This window comes from Phenylobacterium sp., assembly GCF_030693405.1.
GTDB lineage: Bacteria > Pseudomonadota > Alphaproteobacteria > Caulobacterales > Caulobacteraceae > Phenylobacterium.
This window is the reverse complement of the sequence record NZ_JAUYAW010000064.1, coordinates 75209-90551: the sequence shown is the minus strand read 5'-3', so window position 1 is coordinate 90551 and position 15343 is coordinate 75209. Positions and strand designations below refer to the sequence as shown.

21 protein-coding genes are annotated in these 15343 nt (G+C 69.3%); 6 read left to right on the top strand and 15 right to left on the bottom strand.

All coding sequences use genetic code 11. From position 1 onward, the window contains the following. Position 1 precedes the first annotated feature (1 nt). Positions 2–991, bottom strand: a complete 990-nt coding sequence (locus tag Q8N19_RS13740) for an adenosine kinase (RefSeq protein WP_305591569.1) — start codon at positions 989–991, stop codon at positions 2–4. A gap of 173 nt (positions 992–1164) precedes the next feature. Here Q8N19_RS13740 and Q8N19_RS13735 point away from each other — a divergent pair, with 173 nt between their 5' ends. Together Q8N19_RS13735 and Q8N19_RS13730 are read left to right on the top strand one after the other, a co-directional pair. Then, positions 1165–1698, top strand: a complete 534-nt coding sequence (locus Q8N19_RS13735; RefSeq protein WP_305591567.1) for a DUF6886 family protein — start codon at positions 1165–1167, stop codon at positions 1696–1698. After that, the gene (locus tag Q8N19_RS13730) at positions 1695–2531 is read left to right on the top strand and encodes a peptidylprolyl isomerase (protein WP_305591565.1); all 837 of its coding nucleotides are present in this window, start codon (positions 1695–1697) and stop codon (positions 2529–2531) included. Before Q8N19_RS13735 ends, Q8N19_RS13730 begins: the two co-directional genes overlap by 4 nt. Before the next feature lie 104 nt (positions 2532–2635). Here the strand turns inward: Q8N19_RS13730 and nth are convergent, their stop codons facing one another. After that, positions 2636–3340, bottom strand: coding sequence for an endonuclease III (nth, locus tag Q8N19_RS13725; RefSeq protein WP_305591563.1), 705 nt, complete (start codon positions 3338–3340; stop codon positions 2636–2638). A 65-nt stretch (positions 3341–3405) separates the two neighbouring features. Here nth and Q8N19_RS13720 point away from each other — a divergent pair, with 65 nt between their 5' ends. Next, complete coding sequence (locus tag Q8N19_RS13720; RefSeq protein ID WP_305591561.1) at positions 3406–3879, top strand: DUF2244 domain-containing protein; 474 nt, start codon at positions 3406–3408, stop codon at positions 3877–3879. 13 nt (positions 3880–3892) lie between these two features. On the opposite strand, the gene Q8N19_RS13715 is transcribed toward Q8N19_RS13720, so the two are convergent. The 10 genes from Q8N19_RS13715 to ccmA all read right to left on the bottom strand — a co-directional run bounded on the left by Q8N19_RS13715 (position 3893) and on the right by ccmA (position 9494). Then, entirely contained in the window at positions 3893–4186 is a 294-nt protein-coding gene (locus Q8N19_RS13715) for a hypothetical protein (RefSeq protein WP_305591559.1), read from the bottom strand. 129 nt (positions 4187–4315) lie between these two features. Then, positions 4316–5059 carry a hypothetical protein gene (locus tag Q8N19_RS13710; protein WP_305591557.1) on the bottom strand — a complete coding sequence of 248 codons (744 nt, stop codon included), beginning with the start codon at positions 5057–5059 and terminating at the stop codon, positions 4316–4318. Between the two features lie 87 nt (positions 5060–5146). Beyond that, positions 5147–5347, bottom strand: coding sequence for a helix-turn-helix transcriptional regulator (locus tag Q8N19_RS13705; protein WP_305591556.1), 201 nt, complete (start codon positions 5345–5347; stop codon positions 5147–5149). After that, entirely contained in the window at positions 5344–5733 is a 390-nt protein-coding gene (locus tag Q8N19_RS13700; RefSeq protein WP_305591554.1) for a hypothetical protein, read from the bottom strand. The genes Q8N19_RS13705 and Q8N19_RS13700 overlap by 4 nt, the downstream gene beginning before the upstream one ends. A gap of 235 nt (positions 5734–5968) precedes the next feature. Next, a complete protein-coding gene (locus Q8N19_RS13695; RefSeq protein ID WP_305591552.1) occupies positions 5969–6484 on the bottom strand; it encodes a DsbE family thiol:disulfide interchange protein in 516 nt (171 codons plus the stop codon). After that, the gene (ccmD, locus tag Q8N19_RS13690) at positions 6481–6681 is read right to left on the bottom strand and encodes a heme exporter protein CcmD (protein ID WP_305591550.1); all 201 of its coding nucleotides are present in this window, start codon (positions 6679–6681) and stop codon (positions 6481–6483) included. The genes Q8N19_RS13695 and ccmD overlap by 4 nt, the downstream gene beginning before the upstream one ends. An 11-nt stretch (positions 6682–6692) precedes the next feature. Beyond that, positions 6693–7421 carry a heme ABC transporter permease CcmC gene (gene ccmC, locus Q8N19_RS13685; RefSeq protein ID WP_305591548.1) on the bottom strand — a complete coding sequence of 243 codons (729 nt, stop codon included), beginning with the start codon at positions 7419–7421 and terminating at the stop codon, positions 6693–6695. A gap of 217 nt (positions 7422–7638) precedes the next feature. Continuing rightward, positions 7639–8142 (bottom strand): Spy/CpxP family protein refolding chaperone, encoded by a 504-nt coding sequence (locus Q8N19_RS13680; protein ID WP_305591546.1) that lies wholly within the window; start codon positions 8140–8142, stop codon positions 7639–7641. 90 nt (positions 8143–8232) lie between these two features. Then, on the bottom strand, positions 8233–8898 hold the full coding sequence (ccmB, locus tag Q8N19_RS13675; RefSeq protein ID WP_305591544.1) for a heme exporter protein CcmB: 666 nt from the start codon (positions 8896–8898) through the stop codon (positions 8233–8235). Beyond that, positions 8895–9494, bottom strand: a complete 600-nt coding sequence (ccmA, locus tag Q8N19_RS13670) for a heme ABC exporter ATP-binding protein CcmA (RefSeq protein ID WP_305591543.1) — start codon at positions 9492–9494, stop codon at positions 8895–8897. The genes ccmB and ccmA overlap by 4 nt, the downstream gene beginning before the upstream one ends. 211 nt (positions 9495–9705) lie before the next feature. Here ccmA and acnA point away from each other — a divergent pair, with 211 nt between their 5' ends. The 3 genes from acnA (at position 9706) to Q8N19_RS13655 (ending at position 13949) form a co-directional block, all read left to right on the top strand. Then, entirely contained in the window at positions 9706–12396 is a 2691-nt protein-coding gene (gene acnA, locus Q8N19_RS13665) for an aconitate hydratase AcnA (protein ID WP_305591542.1), read from the top strand. Between the two features lie 162 nt (positions 12397–12558). Continuing rightward, the gene (locus Q8N19_RS13660; RefSeq protein ID WP_305591541.1) at positions 12559–13296 is read left to right on the top strand and encodes a DUF1223 domain-containing protein; all 738 of its coding nucleotides are present in this window, start codon (positions 12559–12561) and stop codon (positions 13294–13296) included. A gap of 302 nt (positions 13297–13598) precedes the next feature. Beyond that, complete coding sequence (locus Q8N19_RS13655; protein ID WP_305591539.1) at positions 13599–13949, top strand: DUF2794 domain-containing protein; 351 nt, start codon at positions 13599–13601, stop codon at positions 13947–13949. Between the two features lie 29 nt (positions 13950–13978). On the opposite strand, the gene Q8N19_RS13650 is transcribed toward Q8N19_RS13655, so the two are convergent. The 3 genes from Q8N19_RS13650 to Q8N19_RS13640 are packed head-to-tail and all read right to left on the bottom strand — an operon-like array spanning position 13979 to position 15330. Then, positions 13979–14194, bottom strand: a complete 216-nt coding sequence (locus tag Q8N19_RS13650; RefSeq protein WP_305591537.1) for a YdcH family protein — start codon at positions 14192–14194, stop codon at positions 13979–13981. Positions 14195–14231: 37 nt separating this feature from the next. Continuing rightward, positions 14232–14702 (bottom strand): TIGR02444 family protein, encoded by a 471-nt coding sequence (locus tag Q8N19_RS13645; RefSeq protein WP_305591535.1) that lies wholly within the window; start codon positions 14700–14702, stop codon positions 14232–14234. A gap of 4 nt (positions 14703–14706) precedes the next feature. Next, the gene (locus Q8N19_RS13640) at positions 14707–15330 is read right to left on the bottom strand and encodes a UbiX family flavin prenyltransferase (RefSeq protein WP_305591533.1); all 624 of its coding nucleotides are present in this window, start codon (positions 15328–15330) and stop codon (positions 14707–14709) included. Positions 15331–15343: the final 13 nt, after the last annotated feature.

Here is a 15343-nt window from a genome sequence, read left to right as displayed (position 1 = left end):
TTCAAAGTCCTCTCGAAGCGGCCAGGGCCTTCAGAGAGACCTGCGGCCGCGGCCCGTAGTGCGAAATCACCTCTGCGGCCGCCAGCGAGCCGAGCTGGCCGCAGACCGGAAGCGAGCGATCGTTCGCCAGTCCATATAGGAAGCCCGCGGCGTACTGGTCGCCGGCCCCGGTGGTGTCGATCACCTGATCCACGGCTGCGGCCCAGATTTCGTGGCGGGCCTCACCGGCGGCGATCACAGAGCCCTTGTCGCTGCGGGTCACCGCGGCGATGGCCGTGCGGCTGGCCAGGGCGTTTACCGCGGCGTCGAAATCCGTGGTCTCGAACAGGGCGCAGACCTCGGCCTCATTGGCGAAGACGATGTCCACCTGGGTCTCGATGAACTCCATCAGGGCGCCGCGATGGCGCTCGACCACAAAGGCGTCCGACAGGGTGATGGCGATCTGGCGGCCATTGGCCCGGGCTAACCCAGCGGCCTTGGCGAAGGCGCGGCGGGCCTCGAAGGGGTCGAACAGATAGCCTTCCAGATAGACGATCCTGGCCGCCTCGATGATGGCCGGGTCCACATCGTCGGCGGTCAGCTCGGTGGACGCGCCCAGATAGGTGCACATGGTGCGCTGACCATCGGGCGTCACATTGATCAGGCAGCGGGCCGTGGCCGGACCGGCGCCCAGGGGGGCGACATCGAACCGCACGCCCTGGGCGCGCAGGTCGTGGGCGAAGACGTCGCCCAGCTGGTCCTTGGCCACCTTGCCCATATAGGCCGCCCGGCCGCCGAAGCTGGCGACGCCGGCCACAGTGTTGCCGGCCGAGCCGCCGGAGGTCTCCACGCCGGGCGCCATGCGGCTGTAGAGATCCACGCCGCGAGCCTCGTCGATCAGCATCATCGCGCCCTTGGACAGACCCTCAGACGTCAGGAAGGCCTCGTCCGCCGGGGCGATCACATCGACGATGGCGTTGCCGATGGCGGCGACGTCGTAAAGCTCGGTCATGGCGGGCGGGTTTCTCTTCCGAGGCGCGAAGGTGATCGGGAACGGGCGCCGATTACAGGGAAAGCACAGTCGGGGCAATGTGAAGCAGGCCCACAGCCTGGCCAAAGACAACGGCGCCCGCCCGGCGTGGCGGGCCTTGCGCCGCTCTCCCCGATCGGGCGCTATCGCGCCTCATGCAGCTCTACCACTTCAGCGACGATCCGGGCATCGCGGTTTTCGAGCCCCGCCCCGTCCGCGTCCCCTCGGCGCGGCCGCCGGGGCGCGAGTGGCTGAACGGGCCGCTGGTCTGGGCCATCGAGGCTGACTGGCAGGCGATGTACCTGTTTCCCCGGGACTGTCCTCGCATCCTGCTGTTTCCCCGGGCCGACACCACCGCGGCCGACCGCACCGCCTGGTTTGGCGCAAGCCCCGCCCGGGCCCTCGCCTATGTGGAGTGGGACTGGCTGGAGCCCCTGCGGGCGGCGACCCTCTGTCGCTACGCCCTGCCCAGCGCTCCGTTCGAGGATCTGGACGATGCGGGCATGTGGGTGGCCCGCGAAGCTGTGACGCCGCTCGCCTGCGAGACGTTGAATAACCTGCCCGCCGCCCTGCGTGAGGCCGGCGTCGAGCTGCGCCTCACCGAGACCCTGACCCATCTGCGGCCGGTCTGGGACACCACCCTGCACGCCAGCGGCATCCGCCTGCGCCACGCCAAGGACTGGACATGAAGACCTCCCTCGCCGCGGGCTTGATGGCCGCGCTCCTCCCCCTCGCCGCCGCCGCCGCTACCCCAGCCCCCGACTGGCGCCCGCTAGACCCCGCCGAAACCCTGGTGATCGACACCACCAAGGGACGGATCGTGGTGGAGATGGCCCCGCAGGTCGCGCCGCAGGCCGTGGCCCGGGTCAAGCTGCTGGCCAAGGAGGGCGTCTATGACGGGCTGCAGTTCCACCGGGTGATCGCGGGCTTCGTCGCCCAGACCGGAAATCCGGGCAACCAGGATGGCGGAGCTTCCGATCATCCCGACCTGCCCCCGGAATTCACCTTCCGCCTGACCCCGGAGATCGCGCGTGGGGTCGCCTTCGTCACCGCGGCCAGCGACGCACGCACCGGCTTCCTGGGCTCCCTGCCGATCAGCGCGGTCTCAGGCGGAGAAGAGGCCCGGGCCCGCAACGGCCGGGTTCTGGCCTGGGGCGCCTATTGCGCGGGCGTGTTCGGCATGGGCCGTCAGGCCGATCCCGGCACCGCCAATAGCGAGATCTTCGTCATGCTGGACTCAGCGCGCAGGCTCGACCGCGACTACACGCCGTTCGGCCGGGTGATCGCGGGCTTCGATGTGGCCCAGGCCCTGGCCGTGGGCGAGCCGCCGGAGACCCCCGACCAGATGATCCGCGTGGCGCTGGCCGCCAACCTGCCGGCCGCCGAGCGCCCTAGCCTTGAGGTGGCCGACGCAAGGGGCGCGCTCTTCCAGGCCAAGGTCGCCGCCCTGCGCACCGAAAAAGGCGCCGACTTCACCCTCTGCGATGTGGAAATCCCGGTGCGGGGTCATCCAACCCCGTAGGGCGTCACCCTCGGGCTCGTCCCGAGGGTCCCTGTCGAGGGCAGGCGCAAGCGTCACGAGGGACCCTGGGCACAAGGCCCAGGGTGACGGAGGATAGGACCTGCCTAGCCCGTGAACAGCGCCCTGGAGGGGCAGAGGTCGGATACCGGGCACTCTTCGCACTTGGGCTTGCGGGCCACGCACACATAGCGGCCGTGCAGGATCAGCCAGTGGTGGGCGCGCACCAGATAGGGCTGCGGGATCACCGCCATCAGCTCGGCCTCCACCTGGTCGGGCGTCTTGCCGAAGGCGAGCTTCAGCCGGTGGGCGACGCGGAAGACGTGGGTGTCCACGGCGATGGCCGGCTCGACCCGCAGCTCGTTGAGCACCACGCTGGCGGTCTTGCGGCCCACCCCGGGCAGGGCCTGCAGGGCCTCGCGCTCCAGGGGCACCTCGCCCCCGTGCTGTTCGATCAGGATGCGGGCCGCGGCGATGACGTTCTTGGCCTTGGTGCGGAACAGGCCGATGGAGGCGATGAACGGGATCAGCCCCTCTTCGCCGAGCGCCAGCATCTTCTCCGGGGTGTCGGCGACCGCAAATAGCCGGGTCGTGGCCTTGTTGACCGAGACGTCGGTGGCCTGGGCCGATAGGGCGACGGCGGTCACCAACGTATAGGGGCTGTCATAGTTGAGCTCGGTGCGGGGGTCGGACTCGGCGTCCTCGAACCGCTCGAACAGGGTGGCGATGCGCGCCCGTTCGGCCGGCGACAGGCGTCGCGCGGCGGTCTTGCCGGGGGCTTTCTTCGGCGACGAGGCGGCGGGCTTGGCCATGGCGCTTGATGCCCTGCGCAAAGCCTCTCGCCAAGTCCGCCCGTCCGGCTAATATCGCGGACGCGATGGACAGCCCCTATTACATGGACGCGGTCATCACCCCCAACCGCTCGCTGTCCCAGCGAGGGTTCGTCATCCTTATTTCCTGCATCACGGCGCTGAACTGCGTCTCGGGCCTCGTCTTCATGTCCATGGGGGCGACCCTGGTGCCCATCTTCCTGGCCCTGGATGTCGGCGCCATCGCCCTGGCCTTCCTGGTCAGCTTCCATGCCGCCAAACAGGTGGAGCGGGTGCAGGTCACCGCCCATGAGGTCCGGGTCCTGCGTCAGACCCCCCAGGCCCAGGCCCTGGTCTGGACCTCGCCCACGGCCTTCACCCGGGTCGATGTGGAGGTGGAGGACGATCAGACCGTCGGCGTGCGGGTCCGGCTGTCGGGCAAGTTCGCCCAGGTCGCCGCGGCCCTGTCGCCGGGCGAGCGCGCCGAATTCGCCAAGGCCCTGGAAACCGCCATCTGGAAGGCCCGCACGGGGCGCTTCTAGGATCAGGCTCCCCCTAGACCCGGATATCCAGCAGGGAGCCCGGCCGCAGGATCTTCTGCGGCGCCTCGTCGGTTCCGCGTATCGGTTGCGGAATCTCGCGCACCGGCGTCGCCCGGACCTGAACCTCGGCGGCCTTGGTCTCGGCCACCTGGGCCGTGCGGGTCGCCTGGGCCGGCGCCTGGGCCGGCGCGGCCCGGCCGAGCGCGGCTTCGAAAAACGCCTTCTGGGCCGCATTGCGCGCCTGCCCCTGGACCCCTTGCGGAGCCGCCGAAGCGGGGGGCGGGAAGGGGGGGCGAATTACGGTCACGGCGAAAACCGGGGTCTGGAGCGGGAAATCAGGGCCAAAATGGCCCGTCTCCGCTGAATTTATGGTTAACGGGATCTGAAGGCCAGAGCGTTGCGCGCTAGCCCGCCAAGCGCCCGTGAAGGTCCCGACTCAGCTGCGTGGGGCGCGGGGTCCCGTAGGCGGCGGCGCCACGCCAGAGTTGCCGTCTTGCCTAGGCGCGGCCGCTTCGGCAGGCGCCTCGGGCACAGGCTCGGGCCTCTCGTCGGCTGGGGTTTTGCCCAGCTCACGGGCGGCAGCTTCTAGGCGCTCCAGCGCATAGTTGATCCCACAGTCGTGGTGGTAGGGGGTCAGGATGCTGGTGATGGAGGTGGATGACCAGGTGTCGAACTTGCCTTCATGGATGTCGGCATAGAGCTGGCGCCGGCGCTCCTGGCGGCCGTTCTTCACCGCCGTGTAGATCAGCCGGTACTCGTTGCCGTTCATGATCGTGTTCTGCAGCTCGGAGCTCGCCCCGGTGCTGAGCCCGGCGGCCTGAGCCAGGGCGTTCTTCGTCTGCGCAGGTTTCGACAGAACCGAAAGCGCATTGAAAAAGAGGGAGGCGATGGAGAGGCCGCCCACCACCTTGTTCCGCTGCTCGCTCACCCCCACCAGATAGTTCTCGCAGGACGCGTCCGACTGGGCGATCAGGGTGTAGGCGAGTTCGCGGCGGGCCTGCGCCGTTGAAGCGGCGCCGGCGTCGACCCGGCCCGCCAGCGCCTGATCAGGTTTCAAGGGCGGCCCGTTCAGGCGCTCGCCGCGCTCATGAATGGGGTATTGACCCTCGGCGGCCTGGGTCCCCGTGGCGCCCAGTCCAAGGGCGGCGACCACGGCCAGCCCCACCTGGAATTTAGTCATGCTTCCCCACCCCCTATGGTAGAGCGGGAGGTTGAAATAACGACGTTCGCCCGTCAAGTTAAGGTTTGGCCGGGGAGGGCCTCCCCCTCACCGCCGATGGGGGTTTTCGAACACCGCCTCCACCGCTTGGTCGAACAGGGCGGCGATGCGGAAGGCGAGATCGAGGGAGGGGTCGTGCTTGCCGCTCTCCAGGGCGTTGACCGCCTGGCGGGAGACCCCGAGCCGCTGGCCCAGCTCAGCTTGCGTCCAGCCCTGCTGCTGGCGCAGCTCGCGCAGCCGCCCGCTCAAATCCGGCTGGTCCGCACGAGCGGGCTGACCAGGCCATAGGCCGCCCAGAACAGGGGATAGATCAGCCAGCCCGGGGCGTGCGGGGCGCCGGCATAGGACTCCGAAAAGCCCCAGGCCGAAAAGACCGCGATGGCCGCGCCGGCCGCAATGATGAACCGCTTGGCCGCCAGGCCCCGGACGAACTCGTCGCTGGCCTTCATCCAGGCCAGCACCGCCCAGATCTGCCCCGCCACGGGCGCCGCCACAGCCAGTGCCAGGACCCAGGCGGCCACGGCCCCGATATCGTCAAAGGCCCCGGTGATGGCGGCCAGATTGACCGCCACATAGCCGCCCATGAAGGCGGTGGTGCGCAGGATATAGCGTCGGTCGGCAGGGGTGGCGGACATGGGTGAGGGCCTCCGTGGGTGTCAGGTCAACCTGACACGGAGGCGATGTAAGGTCAACCTGACTTCAAGAGTTCGGTTCGCCAATCGGCTGTGAGCGCCCAATCCCAACGGCGTCATGGTCGGGCTTGACCCGACCATCCATGAACACCGATCGACCCAGGTGTTCATGGACCCTCGGGTCAAGCCCGAGGGTGACGGAGGAAAGTGGGGAGGCGGAGGAGGCGGGAGAGGCGATCTACTCCCGCTGTCCCCACAACGCCGCCGCATCCTCCGCGCTCAGCGGGCCGGCATGCTTGGCGAGGATCGTCCCGTCGGCGCCGACGAGGTAGGTTTCCGGCACGCCGGTGACGCCGAACTCCACGCCGGCGCGGCCGTCGCGGTCCACCAGGTGGATGGTGAAGGGGTCGCCGAGGCGGGCGAGGAAGGCCTCGGTGTTGGGCGGGGCGTCCTTATAGGCCACGCCGATGATCGGCACGCCCTGGGCGGCCAGGCCCACCAGCACTGGATGCTCCACCTCGCAGGGCGGGCACCAGGAGGCGAAGAAGTTGACCAGGGCCGGCTGACCGTTCAGCGCCTGGGCCAGGGCCACGGGGCGGCCGTCCTCCAGATTGGGCAGGCTGAGCGCCGGGACCGGTTTGCCGACCATGGCCTGGGGCTGGACCTGGGGGTCGCGGTTCAGGGAATAGAGGCCAAACAGCAGGCCGAGCGCGATGAGCACCACCAGAGGGATGAGCGCCAGCCAGCGGCTCATGGGGCGGTATCCTGGACAGGCGCGGCGCGACGGGCGGCTTCAGCGGCCTCGGCGGTCTTGCGCAGGGTCTCGGTGCGGGCCCGCCAGTGGCGGGCGTGGGCGAGCGCGCCGGCGATCATGCCGGCGAAGACCAGGGCTGTGATGGCGAAGGCCGGCCACACAAAGGCGCCATAGGGGCTGGCGTCGAGATCAAGCATGCCGAACATCCTCAGGCCCTCGCTGCGCGGAGCGCCAGGGCCTCGGCCCGGCGGCGCCACACCTCGCCGCGAATCCGCACCAGCCACAGCGACCCGAAGGCCGACATATAGGCCAGCGCCATCAGCAGCAGGGGATAGAGGAAGACGTCGGCCACGGTGGGGCCATCGGCGCGGAACACCGAGGCGCCCTGGTGCAGGCTGTTCCACCAGTCCACCGAGAACTTGACGATGGGCAGGTTGAAGACGCCGACAAGCGCCAGGATTGCGCCGGCCCGGGCGGCCTTAGCCTCGTCATCCAGGGCGGCGCGGAGCGCCATATAGGCGACGTAGAACAGAAACAGCACCAGCACCGAGGTCATCCGCGCGTCCCATACCCACCAGGCGCCCCACATGGGCCGGCCCCACAGGGAGCCGGTGATCAGGGCCAGCGCGGTGAAGGCCGCGCCGAGCGGGGCGGCCGCCTGGGCCGCGGCGTCGGCCAGGGCGTGGCGGAAAACGAGCGACAGGAAGCTGGCGATCCCTAAGCAGGCATAGACGAACATGCTCATCCAGGCCGCGGGCACATGGATGAACATGATCCGCACCGTATCGCCCTGCTGGTAGTCCTCGGGCGCGGCGAAGCCGAGCCACAGGCCGGCCAGCGCCAGGACCACGGCGATGGCGCCGAACATGGGCGCGGCCCAGCGGGAAAAGGCCATGAACCGTTCGGGATTGGACAGGAAGGCCGGGGCGGGGATCATGGCCGCGCAATTAGCCCTTTGCGCCCCAGCCCTGCAAGGCGCCGCTCGGTCGCGGGGGGTCAGCGCCTGAGTGCGGCGAGGTCTCGTCCGCCGCAGGCGACATCAAGGGGCGACACAAAGGACACAAAGGGGCGCGAAGAACACGAAGACCACGCCGCAGGCATCTTCGTGTTCTTGGCTGGCTTCGTGTCCTTCGTGTCCCTCACATTTCGGACGCTTAACGGGGGCCGTGGCCCATGCCGCCATGGCCCATGGGGCCGCCCTTGCCGCCGCCCATGCCGCGGCCGGCCGGGCGCAGGGCGTCGAAGGCCTTCTGCTGGGACGGGGTCAGCTGGGCGTAGAAGCGCTTGGTGGCCTCAGCCCGGACGGCGAAGGCCTGCTGGCGCTCCGCCATATGGGCGGCCATGGCGTCCAGGCGCTGCGGCGTGGTCATGTCGCGCATGGCCTGGCGGTCCCCGCGGTCGCGTCGTTCGCCGGCCTTGGGGGTGATGGCGCCGACATAGGTGTTGAGCGCAGCCTCCTGCTGGCTGGTGAGCTGCAGGGTGGTGCGCAGGCGCTCGGCCATGTGGCTGCGCATCTGTCCAGGGCTCGGGCGCTCGCGGGCCTCCATGCCCGGACGCGGCCCCTGGCCGGGGGCCGGCGGCTGCTGGGCGAAGCTGGCGGTGGCGAAGGTCAGGCTCGCCAGGGCGCCGCTCAGGGCCAGGGTCTTGATCGTCTTCATCTGTGGTCTCCAGTTGCGCCCCTCTGAAGACTTCCACGTCGGCCGACCCCCGTTCCGTCGCAGTTTCTTTTTCGCCTCAGGCTCCGCGCCTCAAGACAGGGCGTTGCGGCAGGCCGCGGCCATGGCCAGCGGTCCCAGGGCCACGGCCGCAGCCGTATAGGCGCCCAGCAGGGCGAACCCGGCCTTCCAGGGCAGGCCTGAATCGAGGCTCGCCAAGGCCCCGCCGCCGAAGATCACCGGCGGCACGAACAGCGGCAGGACGATCACGGCGGTCAGCAGGCCGCCGCGCCGGGCGCCCAGGCTGAGCGCCGCGCCGATCCCGCCCATGAAGGAAAAGGCCAGGCCGCCCAGCAGGGCGCAGGCGATCACCAGGCCGCTGAGCTGGGGGGAGGCGCCCAGCGCAATGGCCGCCACAGGCGCCGCCAGCGCCAAAGGCAGCCCGGTGGCCAGCCACTGGGCCAGGCACTTGACCGCGCAGATGATTTCCAGCGGGACGGGCGAGAGGGTGAGCAGGTCCAGGGATCCATCCTCATAGTCCCGCTCGAACAGGCGATCGAGGGAGAGCAGGGCCGCCAGCGCCAGGGCCACCCAGGCTGCGCCGGGCGCGATGGCCGCCAGCCGCTCGGGCTCCGACCCCACCGCCAGCGGCAGGAGTGTGGCCACCCCGGCATAGAAGCCGACCGCCACCATCGGCCCGCCGCCCTTGCCCCAGGCCAGCGCCGTCTCCCGGGCCAGCAGCGCCCTCACCCGGCTCATCGACCGATCTCCACCGTGCGGGCGGCCAGCGGCAGGGGGTCGTGCACCGCCGCCAGGATCATGCCGCCTGAGGAAAGATGCTCGCCCATGATCTGCCCGAACCGGCCGCGCCACTCGGAGTCCAGGGGGCTGAGTGGTTCGTCCAGCAGCCAGAGCGGCCGCGGCGCGGCCAGCAGGCGGGCCAACGCCAGGCGCCGCCTTTGACCCGCCGAGAGCCGGCGCACCTCGAGATCCAGCAGGGGCAGCAGATCGAGCCGCGCGGCGGCGGCTTCCGGCGCATCGGCCGCGCCACCGGCGAAACCGGTCCAGAAGGACAGTTCGTCGCGGGCGGTGCGCGAAGACTTCAGCCCGTCCAGATGACCGAGCAGATGCATGGCTTCCCGCGCTTCGGCCGGCTCGACGCCGCCAAAGGCGATGACCCCCTCATCGGGCGCGATCAGGCCGGCTATGGCCCTCAAAAGACTGGTCTTTCCCGCCCCGTTGCGGCCGGTCAGGGCCACGGCCTCCCCGGCCCCCAACTTGAGAATAAGTCGCGAAAACAACTGTCGTCCCCCGCGGGAGAGGGCCAGGGACTGGATTGAAACCTCTGGGATCACGGGCGGGCCGCCAAAAACACGAGATCAGGACCCAAAATGTCCTCACGCCTCGCATGGACGAGTCTCGCGGCCGGGTCTATGACAGCCGCGGCCGTCGCCACCCGAGGGGGCGTACGCGGCGCGGGGTCGGACGCTGTGTGTCCTTCCCTTTGAGCGCGCGATCCCGGGGGCGGTTGATGAACGGCCGTGAACAGAGAGAGGATCCTTTAGGATGGCGTCTATCGACACCCTGAAGACCCGCCGCGAATTGACGGTGGGCGACAAGACTTACGTCTACTACAGCCTGGCCGCTGCGGAAGGCGCCGGCCTGAGCGGAATTTCCAACCTGCCCGTTTCGATGAAGGTTCTGCTGGAGAACCTGCTGCGCAACGAGGACGGGGTGTCGGTGGGCGAGGACGACCTGAAGGCCGTCGCCGCCTGGCTCGACAACAAGGGCGCCAAGGAGCACGAGATCAGCTTCCGCCCGGCCCGGGTCCTGATGCAGGACTTCACCGGCGTGCCCGCCGTGGTCGACCTGGCCGCCATGCGCGACGCCATGACCAAGCTCGGCGCCAATCCGGAAAAGATCAATCCGCTAAACCCCGTCGACCTGGTCATCGACCACTCGGTGATGGTGGACTATTTCGGCAACGCCAAGGCCTTCGGCGAGAATGTCGAGCGGGAATATGAGCGCAATATCGAGCGCTACCGCTTCCTTCGCTGGGGCTCTTCGGCCTTCAACAACTTCCGCGTGGTGCCCCCCGGCACCGGCATCTGCCACCAGGTGAACCTGGAATATCTGGCCCAGACCGTCTGGACCAACGATGTGGACGGCGCGACGCTGGCCTATCCCGACACCGTGGTCGGCACCGACTCCCACACCACCATGATCAACGGCCTGTCGGTCCTGGGCTGGGGCGTCGGCGGCATCGAGGCCGAGGCCGCCATGCTCGGCCAGCCGATCCCCATGCTGATCCCCGAGGTCATCGGCTTCAAGCTGACCGGCGCCATGCCGGAGGGCGCGACGGCCACCGACCTGGTGCTGACCGTCACCCAGATGCTCCGCAAGAAGGGCGTCGTCGGCAAGTTCGTCGAATTCTACGGCCCGGGCCTGGCCAAGATGACCCTGGAAGACCAGGCCACCATCGCCAACATGGCCCCGGAATACGGCGCCACCTGCGGCTTCTTCCCGATCACCCGGGCGACCATCGACTATCTGGCCGCCACCGGCCGCGACGCCGACCGCGTCGCCCTGGTGGAAGCCTATGCCAAGGTCCAGGGCATGTGGCGCGAGGGCGACGAGCCCGATCCGGTGTTCACCGACACCCTCGAGCTCGACCTCTCCAGCGTCGTCCCGTCCCTGGCCGGCCCCAAGCGACCCCAGGACCGGGTGTTGCTGACCACCGCGGCGACCGAGTTCAAGGACGCGCTGGCCAAGGACTTCGGCAAGGCGGATTCGATTTCCCAGCGGGTCCCCGTGGCCGGCGAGAAGTTCGATGTGGGCCATGGCGACGTGGTCATCGCCGCCATCACGTCCTGCACCAACACCTCCAACCCCAGCGTGCTGATCGCCGCGGGCCTGGTGGCCAAGAAGGCCGTCGAGAAGGGCCTGAAGGTCAAGCCGTGGGTGAAGACCTCGCTGGCCCCGGGCTCGCAGGTGGTCACCGACTATCTGAAGAGCGCGGGCCTGACCAAGTCGCTCGACGCGCTCGGCTTCAACCTGGTGGGCTATGGCTGCACCACCTGCATCGGCAATTCCGGCCCGCTGCCGGAAGCCATCTCCGAGGCCGTCCAGCAGGGCGACCTGGTGGCCTGCTCGGTCCTGTCGGGCAACCGTAACTTCGAAGGCCGGGTGAACCCCGACGTGCGGGCCAACTATCTGGCCTCGCCGCCGCTCGTGGTCGCCTATGCGCTGGCCGGTTCGATGCAGATCGACCTGACCACCGAGCCGCTCGGCGAAGGCAAGGACGGCCAGCCTGTCTATCTGAAGGACATCTGGCCGACCAACGAAGAGATCGCCACGCTGCAGCGCAAGCACGTGACGGACAAGATGTTCGCCACCCGCTACGCCGACGTCTTCAAGGGCGACAAGGCCTGGCAGGGCATCAAGGTGGCCGGCGGCCAGACCTACGCCTGGGACGTCAGCTCCACCTATGTTCAGAACCCGCCCTATTTCGAGGGCATGAGCATGGAGCCCGAGGCGATCACCGACATCATCGAGGCCCGCGTCCTCGGCGTGTTCGGCGACTCGATCACCACCGACCACATCAGCCCCGCCGGCTCCATCAAGCTGACCTCGCCGGCCGGCGAATACCTGCGTGAACGTCAGGTGCCGCGGACCGACTTCAACTCCTACGGCGCCCGCCGCGGGAACCATGAGGTCATGATGCGCGGCACCTTCGCCAACATCCGGATCCGCAACAAGCTGACCCCGGAGATCGAAGGCGGCGTGACCAAGCACTTCCCCACCGGGGACGTGATGTCGATCTATGACGCGGCCATGCGCTACCAGGCCGAGGGCCGTCCGCTGGTGGTCTTCGCCGGCAAGGAATACGGCACCGGCTCCTCCCGCGACTGGGCGGCCAAGGGCACCAAGCTCCTGGGCGTGCGCGCGGTGATCGCCGAGAGCTTCGAGCGGATTCACCGGTCCAACCTGGTGGGCATGGGCGTTCTGCCCCTGCAGTTCACCCAGGAAGGCTGGCAGAAGCTCGGCCTGACCGGCGAGGAGATCGTCTCGATCCGCGGCCTGCAGGACCTGTCGCCCCGCAAGCAGCTGACCGTCGAGCTCTACCGCGCCGGCGACGGCCGCGTGGCCCGCTTCCCGGTCCGCTGCCGGATCGACACCCCCACCGAGCTTGAGTATTTCAAGAACGGCGGCGTCCTGAACTACGTGCTGCGCAATCTGGCCTCGCAAGACGCCTGAAGCGCGCAACACGGCTGAAGCCTGGGGGGGTCGCGGGTCACTGCGGCCCCCTTCGCCGTTTTATGAGGGACTGCTATTTCAGAGACGTCGAACCCCATGTCGGCTCCCGCTCACACCTTGTTGAAACGCGCTGGCGCAGCAACTCGGCTTTATTGCCCGCCCATGATCAGAGCCCTGCTCGCAAGCCTTTGTCTCCTGGCGGTTCCCGCCGTCGCCGCCGCGGCCAAGCCGCCGGTGGTGGTGGAGTTCTATACCGCCCAGGGCTGCGCGGCCTGCGCCCAGGCCAACGCCTTCGTCAATGAGCTGGCCGACAGGCCAGGCGTGGTCGCGCTCACCTTCGCCGTCGATTATTGGGATTATCTGGGCTGGGAGGACACCTTCGCCCTGCCGGAGTTCGCCGAGCGGCAGAAGGCCTATCTGACGCCGCTTTCCCTGCGCGAACCCTATACGCCGCAGCTGGTGATCGATGGGGCGAGCGAGGCCTCGGCGGTGGAGCCCGACAAGGTCGAGGCCTTGCTGGAGGCCGCCGTCCGCGCCCAGCGCCCGGCGCCGGACATCCAGTTCATAGGCCCCCGGCGAGTGGATGTGGGCTCAGGCCCGGTCCCGCGGGGCGGCGCGGAGGTCTGGCTTGTTCGCTATGATCCCAAACCGCAGGAAGTGGTGGTGCGCAGGGGTGAGAACCGGGGCCAGACCCTGGAGCAGCGCAATGTGGTTCGCGAAATCGTCCGCCTGGGCCGCTGGCGCGGCCGGCCCACCGCCTATGCGGCGCCGGAGGCCAAGGAGGATGGGCTGCAGACCCTCTTGATCGTCCAGGCCCCTGAGGGCGGGCGGATCCTGGCGGCCAAGCCGCAGGCGGCGGCGCCGGCCAAGCCCCAGAGCGCCCAGACCGCGGCGCGCTGATCCGGGCGGTCGGCGTTCGGGCAAAGAAAAAGGCCCGTGCGGGGGAGGGGGGCTGCTCCGCACGAGCCTTCTTCAGGGGAAGGGTAGACGCCGGCTGATCAGGAACCCGGGTCCCAGGGGGGCTGGGGGGGCTGTTCAGGGTCCGGAACCGCGAGGCGTCCCGATCAACCGACACTGCATTTATCGGGGCCTAAACAGGCGGGGTCGGGACCGAAATAAGGTCTTTTCACGGCGTGCGCCGCGCCAGGAGTCGCAAGATGCCGGCTCGATTTCGGCGCGATATTGAGTCAGGCTCAGCCGCAATGGCTACTGATCCGTCCGCCAACGATCCCCCCTCCGGCGCCCGCAGGGCCGGCCCTGTGTTCTTTCAGCGTCAGGAATTCCAGCGGCTGCTGAACCTCTATGGTCGCATGGTGGCGGCCGGGGAGTGGCGGGACTATTCCATCGAGCCAGGGCCTGAGGCCTGCGCCTTTTCCGTCTTCCGACGGGCGGCCGAGGCGCCCCTTTACCGGATCGAGAAGCGCCCGGCCCTGGCCAGGCGCCAGGGCGCCTGGGCGGTGATCGGCCAGGGGGGCATGATCCTGCGCCGGGGCCATGAGCTCGAGCAGGTGCTCAGATTCTTCGACAAGGGCCGGTTCAAGGTCATCGACTAGGACCCGCCGCCACCGCCGCCGCGCGCCTTTCAGGCGATGATGTCGGGGGTCAGCTGGTCTTCCAGGGCGGCGATCTCGTCCTTGAGGACGAGCTTGCGGCGCTTGAAGCGCCCCAGGACCCCCAGGCTCGGGGTGGGCATGGCGCTGATCGCCTGAACCGCCACGTCCAGATCGGCGTGCTCCTGCCGGGCGGCGGCCAGGCGCTCGCGCAGCTGCGCCTCGGGATCAGGCCCCAGATCGTTCATGCCGCCCCCGCCATGGCCTTGTGTCCGCGCCTCTGCATCATCCCGTTTTGCCAGGATCGGGTAAAGGCCCGCTTAGGGCGCGCGACAGTCTGTCGAGGGCCACCGGGTCCGCCGTCCCGCCCCAGGCGGCGGCCACGGCGGCCAGGGCGGTCCCAAGGGGCGATTCGCCGGGTTCGCCCAGATCGGCCAGGGCCGACAGCAGTAGGCGTTCGGACTCCAGTTCGGCGGCCTTGACCCTGGACCGCAGGGCTTCCCGCGCCGGGGCCTCGACCCCGGCCAGCTCGGCCTTCAGGCCCCGCCGGGCCGCGCGCAGGGGCAGGATGACCGCGGCCTCCCAGGCCTGGGCCAGGCTGACGGCGCGGGCGATCATCTCAGGTTCGGCGGGGCGGGCGAAAGCGGCCCACAGCAGCAGGGGGACGCACTGGCCATAATCATCCTGCAGGGCCAGGGCCGCCTGCGCGACGCCCTCCCGCCCATAGGCGGACACGGCCCAGGACCAGAGGTCCATGGGTTCAGTCGTCCGCGGCCGGCGGCATGGCCATATCCTGGCCCCACCGCTTGACCTTCGACCAGGACAGGCCAAACAGGTCCAGCGTCCGGCCCACCGACTGGTCGACCATTTCCTCAAGGCTCAGAGGCTTGGTGTAGAAGGCCGGCAGGGGCGGGGCGATCACCGCCCCCATCTCGGCCAGCTTCACCATGGTGCGCAGATGCCCCAGGTGCAGAGGGGTCTCGCGGACCATCAGCACCAGGGGCCGGCGCTCTTTCAGGGTGACGTCGGCGGCCCGGGTCATCAGGGAGGAGGTCACGCCGGTGGCCACCTCGCTCATGGTCCGCACCGAACACGGCGCGATCAGCATGCCGAGCGTCGGGAAGGAGCCGGAGGCGATCGCCGCCCCCACATCGCCGGGACGATAGGCCACATCGGCCATGGCCTGGACTTCGGCCAGCGACAGTTCGGTTTCCTGGGCGAGCGTCAGAGCCGCGGCCCGGCTCATCACCAGGTGGCTCTCCACCCCGAGGTCCTGGCAGGCGGCCAGGGCGCGCAGGCCATAGGCCACGCCGCTGGCCCCGGCGATTCCCACCACCAGGCGCGGGCGCCCCTGATTGGCGCCGGCTGGACCTTCTCGCGACATACCGTCTCACCCC

Bases quoted from the DNA above. Each gene is read 5' to 3' on its own strand.
- Q8N19_RS13700 (WP_305591554.1), bottom strand. From the start codon at position 5,733: ATGTCCGCCACCCCTGCCGACCGACGCTATATCCTGCGCACCACCGCC.
- ccmD (WP_305591550.1), bottom strand. From the start codon at position 6,681: ATGCTTGATCTCGACGCCAGCCCCTATGGCGCCTTTGTGTGGCCGGCC.
- Q8N19_RS13735 (WP_305591567.1), top strand. From the start codon at position 1,165: ATGCAGCTCTACCACTTCAGCGACGATCCGGGCATCGCGGTTTTCGAG.
- Q8N19_RS13695 (WP_305591552.1), bottom strand. From the start codon at position 6,484: ATGAGCCGCTGGCTGGCGCTCATCCCTCTGGTGGTGCTCATCGCGCTC.
- Q8N19_RS13720 (WP_305591561.1), top strand. From the start codon at position 3,406: ATGGACAGCCCCTATTACATGGACGCGGTCATCACCCCCAACCGCTCG.
- Q8N19_RS13680 (WP_305591546.1), bottom strand. From the start codon at position 8,142: ATGAAGACGATCAAGACCCTGGCCCTGAGCGGCGCCCTGGCGAGCCTG.
- ccmB (WP_305591544.1), bottom strand. From the start codon at position 8,898: ATGAGCCGGGTGAGGGCGCTGCTGGCCCGGGAGACGGCGCTGGCCTGG.
- ccmC (WP_305591548.1), bottom strand. From the start codon at position 7,421: ATGATCCCCGCCCCGGCCTTCCTGTCCAATCCCGAACGGTTCATGGCC.
- Q8N19_RS13655 (WP_305591539.1), top strand. From the start codon at position 13,599: ATGGCTACTGATCCGTCCGCCAACGATCCCCCCTCCGGCGCCCGCAGG.
- Q8N19_RS13740 (WP_305591569.1), bottom strand. From the start codon at position 991: ATGACCGAGCTTTACGACGTCGCCGCCATCGGCAACGCCATCGTCGAT.
- nth (WP_305591563.1), bottom strand. From the start codon at position 3,340: ATGGCCAAGCCCGCCGCCTCGTCGCCGAAGAAAGCCCCCGGCAAGACC.
- Q8N19_RS13710 (WP_305591557.1), bottom strand. From the start codon at position 5,059: ATGACTAAATTCCAGGTGGGGCTGGCCGTGGTCGCCGCCCTTGGACTG.
- Q8N19_RS13730 (WP_305591565.1), top strand. From the start codon at position 1,695: ATGAAGACCTCCCTCGCCGCGGGCTTGATGGCCGCGCTCCTCCCCCTC.
- Q8N19_RS13660 (WP_305591541.1), top strand. From the start codon at position 12,559: ATGATCAGAGCCCTGCTCGCAAGCCTTTGTCTCCTGGCGGTTCCCGCC.
- acnA (WP_305591542.1), top strand. From the start codon at position 9,706: ATGGCGTCTATCGACACCCTGAAGACCCGCCGCGAATTGACGGTGGGC.
- Q8N19_RS13650 (WP_305591537.1), bottom strand. From the start codon at position 14,194: ATGAACGATCTGGGGCCTGATCCCGAGGCGCAGCTGCGCGAGCGCCTG.
- Q8N19_RS13640 (WP_305591533.1), bottom strand. From the start codon at position 15,330: ATGTCGCGAGAAGGTCCAGCCGGCGCCAATCAGGGGCGCCCGCGCCTG.
- Q8N19_RS13645 (WP_305591535.1), bottom strand. From the start codon at position 14,702: ATGGACCTCTGGTCCTGGGCCGTGTCCGCCTATGGGCGGGAGGGCGTC.